General features: G+C 65.2%; 5 protein-coding genes. 4 read left to right on the forward strand and 1 reads right to left on the reverse strand.

Annotated elements, in window-relative coordinates; all coding sequences use genetic code 11:
• Positions 1-205: 205 nt before the first annotated feature.
• On the reverse strand, positions 206-646 hold the full coding sequence (locus GPA_RS06585) for a MarR family winged helix-turn-helix transcriptional regulator (RefSeq protein ID WP_041240203.1): 441 nt from the start codon (positions 644-646) through the stop codon (positions 206-208).
• A gap of 539 nt (positions 647-1185) precedes the next feature.
• On the opposite strand from GPA_RS06585, the gene GPA_RS06590 reads away from it, so the two are divergent.
• The 4 genes from GPA_RS06590 to GPA_RS20050 form a co-directional block, all read left to right on the forward strand.
• Positions 1186-4095, forward strand: a complete 2910-nt coding sequence (locus tag GPA_RS06590) for a molybdopterin-containing oxidoreductase family protein (protein ID WP_041239198.1) — start codon at positions 1186-1188, stop codon at positions 4093-4095.
• Between the two features lies 1 nt (position 4096).
• Positions 4097-4669 carry a 4Fe-4S dicluster domain-containing protein gene (locus GPA_RS06595; RefSeq protein ID WP_015539378.1) on the forward strand — a complete coding sequence of 191 codons (573 nt, stop codon included), beginning with the start codon at positions 4097-4099 and terminating at the stop codon, positions 4667-4669.
• Between the two features lie 2 nt (positions 4670-4671).
• Positions 4672-5550 carry a dimethyl sulfoxide reductase anchor subunit family protein gene (locus GPA_RS06600; RefSeq protein WP_015539379.1) on the forward strand — a complete coding sequence of 293 codons (879 nt, stop codon included), beginning with the start codon at positions 4672-4674 and terminating at the stop codon, positions 5548-5550.
• Positions 5551-5685: 135 nt separating this feature from the next.
• Positions 5686-6174 (forward strand): TorD/DmsD family molecular chaperone (locus GPA_RS20050; protein ID WP_041239199.1); only part of this gene is annotated, 489 nt, incomplete at its 3' end.

Raw genomic sequence — 6174 nt, forward strand, 5'->3', positions numbered from 1 at the left:
CTCGCGGGCACGGGCGACGGCGCGTCGACGGCATTGGCCGTGAGCACGGCCGCGCTGGCGCTAGCGGCGGCGGTGGGCGGTGCCAGCATGCTGGCGCTTCGACGCAGGAGGCGCTAAGGTAAGCGTTCCCGCATCGACCGACTTGCAGGCGATGGGCGTCTCCGAAGGGGGGCGCCCATCGGCGCGCTCGCGGCAAGGGAGGAGCTCACTCCCCGGATATGGCCTCGGCGTTTTCCTTGAGGGCGGCCAGCACCGTCACGAACGTGTCGATATCCTGCTGGTCGATGCCCTCTATCAGGCGGTTTGCCGTGATGGCGGTAAGGGGCAGCACCGTGCGGATAAGCTCGTGGGCCTTGTCGGTGGTGCTCACCACATGCGAGCGGCGGTCGGTCTTGTGCTTGTTGCGCACCACGAGGCCCTTGCGCTCAAGCGTGTCCAGGTACCGCGTGATGGTTGCCTGCTCCTTGTGGGTGATGGTGGCCAGCTCTTTCTGCGACAGCTCGCCAGCTTGGTCCAGCTGGTTGATGAGGTTCCACTGGCCAGGGGTGATGTCGTAGGGCTTGAGCGTGACCTCGAGCGATTTCGTGATGTGCTTCTGCGCATCGTACACCAGGTAGCCTATGAGGCGGTTGTGCTTGCTCTCCATGTTGAACCCTTCCGATATGCGCAGGGCGGCTTTTGCGTTGTCGCGTGCGGTGGGGCGTATCGCGCCGGGCGACGGGGAGGCGATCATGCAAAGGAGGTGGCACGATCGTTCGGTCGCGGCGTTTCGCATTCTCTCGCCTACAAGAAACCATAAGCGGCTAGGCCCCGTCAAGAACGCAGAAGATTATCGGTTGAATCTCCTCGCCCTCTGCCGCGCGAATCGACTGTTCTGTGCATGCTTGTAGCAGATCAGGACTATTCTTTGCAAATACCTGTTGCGCTAATAGTTGATGCCAATATAATTAGCATTGCAAGTAATTTGCCAAGGATGGGAGAGGCGCGTGGGGACGCGCCGGGTGAACGAGGGGGTAGCGGACGAGGGCAGCGCGCAGCAAAGGGCGCGCCGACGGCTGCCCGCATCCAATTCGCCCAAGGGAGCGACCAGCGTTGCACATGAATCGTCGCCCGTCCCAGCGGGCTCCTCCCGCGTCCTTCCCTCCAGGGCAAATCTTAGCCACGAGTGCAAAAGGAGGAGGAGAGATGTCACTTAAGATGAGCCGCCGGGGCTTCGTGAAGGCAACCGCCGCCGCGACCGCTTCGACGCTGCTGCTGGGCTCGCAGGCTGCCACGGCTTTCGCGGACGATGCGGCAGAGGGCGCGAAGGCGACGTCGTCCGATGACGTGAAGATCATCCCGAGCGCGTGCCGCCAGTGCTATGGCCGCTGCGCGTTGTTCGGGCACGTCAAGGATGGCCGCCTGACGAAGATCGAGGGCAATCCCGACCTGTTCAGCGAGGGAACGCTGTGCGGCCGCGCCTTCGCCATCCCGCAGGAGCTGTACAACCCGCTGCGCGTTCGCTACCCGCAGAAGCGCGTGGGCGAGAAGGGCTCCGGCCAGTGGAAGCGCATCACCTGGGAGGAAGCCTACCAGGAGGCCGCCGACCGCTACACCGAGATCGGCGAGAAGTACGGCTGGCACACCATCGCCCACCAGTACGGCACCGGCCGCGACATGCTGCAGTTCCAGGCCATCAACAAGCTGTGGCTGGAGCTGGGCTCCACCGCCACGTTCGGCGTGGGCAACCTGTGCTGGGTGGGCTCGTACTTCACCAGCCAGCGCCTCTACGGCGACGAGACGCAGTACACCGGCTGGGACGGCAACAACACGGACTGCATCCTCATCTGGTGCCGCCAGGAGCGCAGCCGCGGCTACTACGACTGGCTCACCGTCAAGCGCGCCCAGGAGCGCGGCGCGAAGGTGATCTGCGTCGACCCTCGCTACACGTGCACGGCCAGCAAGGCCGATCTGTGGCTGCCCATCCGTCCGGGTTCGGACATGGCGCTCGTGCTGGCGTTCATCAACGAGATCATTCACTCGGACAAGTGCGCCAACGACTTCGCACGCTTCTGCACCAACGCTCCGTTCTTCATCGATGAGGAGGGCACCGGCTACCAGCTGCGCGAATCCATGATCAAAGAGGGCGGCAACGAGGAGCTGTACCCCGCATGGGACGAGGCGCACGACCAGCTGATCTTCTGGTCCGGTGACTGGCAGAACAAGCAGGGCGTGGGCGGTCCGAAGGCCTTCCAGTGGCTCGACGCCGAGGGCAACATCGTGGCCGACGCGAAGCCGGCGCTCTCCGGCAGCCGCGAGATCAATGGCAAGACGTACCGCACGAGCTGGGATATCCTCGTCGAGCACGTCACCCCGTGGACCATCGAGCGCGCCGCCGAGTTCTGCGAGCTGCCCGAGGACAAGATCCGCGAGGCCATCCAGACCTATATCGACGCGAGCCCGCACGCGTGCTTCTGCCGCGGCCAGAAGGTGGAGTTCTCCATCAACACGTCCGGTATCTCGCAGGCGTTCACCATCATGATGGCGCTGGCCGGCAACTTCGACTCGAAGGGCGGCCAGAACATCGGCCGCGAGCCCGCCACCGGCTACGACTCGTTCATGTTCGACGTCGTTCCCAACAAGGAAGGCCGCATGGGCAAGCGTCGCATGGAGACGGCGAAGAACATCAAGAAGCTCTCCGTGTGCCAGAACACCGGCTATCAGCAGATACTCGTGGCCGACGACGCCACGGGCGAGCTGCGCGAGACTACGCAGAACTCCGGCGGCCAGGTCATCTACGGCCAGCAGGGCGGCTTCGGCGCGGCCACCACGAAGGCCATGGCAAAGGGCGACCCGTTCCAGATCCATGGTTACTGGCAGCAAACGTCCGAGCCCATCCTCTCCATCGAGGGCGGCCACGAGATCATCGAGGGCTTCAAGAACCTCGACTTCTTCGTGAACGTGGACATCTACATGACCCCCTCGGGCGAGCTCGCCGACATCATCCTGCCGGCCGCGCACCCCAACGAGGTGGACCGCGTGGAGTGGGCTCACTCCGGCCACGGCTACCCGACGAGCCACACCTACCTCATCCGCCAGCCGTTCCACGAGCCGCTGGGCGAGTGCAAGGACGACATGGACATCTGCTTCGAGTTCGCGAAGTACATGGACGTGGACATGTACTGGAAGGACAAGTACGAGTTCTTCGATTACATGGTGAAGGGCCCCGAGACGCTTCCGCCGCAGCTCTCCTGCGCGAACTTCGAGGAGTTCCGCGAGCGCATCAGCGTGACCGGCGTGGAGATGGCCACGGTGAAGCAGGCGCCGAAGTACGAGACGGGCTTCATGCGTAAGACGAGCGACTTCCGTCCCGGCTTCAACACTATGTACCGTGGCAACAAGATGGGCTCGGTCTACCGCTTCCCCGGCACGAAGACGCCGGACGGCAAGGTCATCCCGGCGCACCCGCAGTCGGACAACGGCAAGATGGAGATGTGGAGCGAGGACTTGCTGCTGTACGGCAACGGCCCGCTGCCGCTGTACATCGAGCCGCCCATCACGCCGCTCGCGCGCCCCGACCTGCTGGAAGACTTCCCGTACACGCTCATCACGGGCGGGCGCTCCCATGCGTTCTTCCACACCGAGTACCGCAACAGCCCGTGGATGCGCGAGGTGCACATGTTCCCGACCGTGGACATCAACCCCGCCACCGCCGCCGAGCACGGCATCGCGCAGGATGATTGGGTGTGGATCGAGACGTACGTGGACAAGATCCGCCAGCGCGCGAACCTCACGGAGGCCATCAAGCCCGGCATGATCCACGTGGAGCACGACTGGTGGTTCCCCGAGCGCGAGGCCACCGACGATTTGCACGGTGCCATCGACTCGAACTGCAACGTGCTGTTCGAGAACAACGGCCCCTACGACCCGGCGGTGGGCACCGACAACTACGGCGGCCTGTGCAAGATATACAAGGCCGAGGAGGGCGCCCCGAAGAACATCTGCATGACCGAGGAGGACCTCAAGATATTCCTGCCCATGAGCGCCGACGCGATCGCCTCCGACGATCAGGCCGACGGCGTTAGGCAAGTGACCGTGAAGGGAGGTGCGAAGTAGTATGACCCGCAACATCATCGCTATCGACCTGGATAGCTGCATCGGGTGCCATTCCTGCGCCGTGGTGTGCAAGCAGGAGAACAACGTGGGGCTGGGCACCTACTACAACAAGGTGCTGACGGTGGGCCCGTTCGGCACGTACCCCGACCTGGAGATGTACTACCTGCCCGTGGCGTGCCAGCACTGCGACAACCCCGAGTGCGTGAGCGTGTGCCCCACCGGTGCCAGCTACAGGCGCGAGGACGGCGTGGTGCTGGTCGACCACAGCAAGTGCATCGGCTGCCAGTACTGCGTCATGGCCTGCCCCTACGGCGTGCGCGCCTACGACGAGGGCAAGGACAAGGGCGTCATCGAGAAGTGCACCATGTGCGCCCACCTCATCGACAAGGGCGAGAAACCGGCGTGCGTGAAGCACTGCCCCGGCCAGGCGCGCCTGTTCGGCGACGCGGACGACCCCGAGTCCGACGTGTCGAAGATGATCGCCCGCAAGAGCACGCACAAGCTCAAGGACGTGGGGAACCACCCGGGCGTGACGTATGGCCTGGACAAGTTCTCTTGGAAAGGGGATGAGTAAGCATGGATATCCAGTGGCCCCTTCTGATCTTCAGCGTCCTTTTGGGCGTGACCTCGGGATGCTTCGTGTTTCTGGGCGTGGGCGAGCTCAAGGGCAAGTTCAAGGACGTGCGCTTCCTGGGCGCGCTCATCGCCTTCGTGTGCCTGGCCGTGGGCGGCTGCGTGTCGGTGCTGCACATGGGGCACCCGGAGCGCGCGACGCACCTGCTGGGCAACCTGGGCTCGGGTCTGTCGAAAGAGCTGTTCATCGTCGCCATCATGGGCATCGTGTCGCTCGTGTACCTTATTCTGGCGAAGAAGGACTACCCCGGCGTGTCGAAGGTGCTCGGCGTGCTGGGCGCGCTGCTGGGCCTGGTGCTGCCACTGGTGGCCGGCGCCTCGTACCTGATCGCGGCGCGTCCCGCGTGGGATAGCGCGGCGCTGCCCCTCATGTACCTGGGCGGCGGCCTGGCCATGGGCATGACGCTCATGGCAGGGCTCGTGCTCCTGCGCGGCAAGGCGTCCGAGGAGGGCGGCTTCGCGCTGAAGCTGGCGCTGGCGGGCGTCGTCATCATGGTGGTGACGTCGGTTGCCTACGTGGTGTGGATCGCCGTGGCGCCGTACCAGGCACCGTCGCGCTCTATCGAGCGCCTGCTGGCCGGCGACCTGGCCGTGATGTTCTGGCTGGGCGTGGTGGTCGTGGGGCTGGTTGCCCCGACGGCCCTCACGGCGCTGGCCTGCGTGAAGGCCACGAAGGGCGAGGGCGGCACCGGCACGGTGAAGCCGTCGACGCTGGCCGGCTATATGTTCGCGGCCTGTGCTTGCTCGGCCGTGGGCGCCGTGGTCCTGCGCGTCATCATGTACGGCGTGGGCACGAGCGTCGAGCAGTTCATCTATCACTGATCGTAGGAAGGGCGCGCCTCTGCAACGGGGCGCGTCCAACCCCTCGACCCTCCCCCGTGGCGGAATGCGGCTTTCCCTCCCCGCCGCGTTCCGTTACGGGGGACGGCCGACGACAACGAAGAAGGAGCATCAACCATGGAAGAGGTCATGTCAGCCGAGCTGGTGGAGAACCTGGTGGATTTCTGCGAGAACCGCGCGCGCGTGTACGCGCTGCTGTCGCGTTGCTACGAGAAGGAGCTGGACACGGCGTTCGCAGCGGAACTCGCCGAGGCGGCACGCGTGGAGTCGGACGACCCGGCGCTCGCCGAAGGCTTCGCGGCGCTGCAGACCGACCTGGCGGGGTGCGACGACGGACAGCTTGAGTTGCTGGCCGTGGTGTTCGACCGCGTGTTCTTCGGCATGGGCCCGCGCTCGGCGCAGAAGGCGTTCCCCTACGAGTCGGTGTACACGAGCGAGGGCGGCCTCATGATGCAGGACGCCTACAGCGAGGTGCTGCGCCTCTACCGCGCAGCCGGCTTCGCGAAGGACCCCGGCTTCACGGAGCCCGAGGACCATCTGGCCGTGGAGCTGGCGTTCATGGTGCGCCTGTGCGAGCGGGCCGTGGAGGCCCTGCGCGCCGGCGAC

This window comes from Gordonibacter pamelaeae 7-10-1-b (assembly GCF_000210055.1).
In the GTDB taxonomy this organism is placed as follows: domain Bacteria; phylum Actinomycetota; class Coriobacteriia; order Coriobacteriales; family Eggerthellaceae; genus Gordonibacter; species Gordonibacter pamelaeae.

Bases quoted from the DNA above. Each gene is read 5' to 3' on its own strand.
- GPA_RS06595 (WP_015539378.1), top strand. From the start codon at position 4,097: ATGACCCGCAACATCATCGCTATCGACCTGGATAGCTGCATCGGGTGC.
- GPA_RS06590 (WP_041239198.1), top strand. From the start codon at position 1,186: ATGTCACTTAAGATGAGCCGCCGGGGCTTCGTGAAGGCAACCGCCGCC.
- GPA_RS06585 (WP_041240203.1), bottom strand. From the start codon at position 646: ATGGAGAGCAAGCACAACCGCCTCATAGGCTACCTGGTGTACGATGCG.
- GPA_RS06600 (WP_015539379.1), top strand. From the start codon at position 4,672: ATGGATATCCAGTGGCCCCTTCTGATCTTCAGCGTCCTTTTGGGCGTG.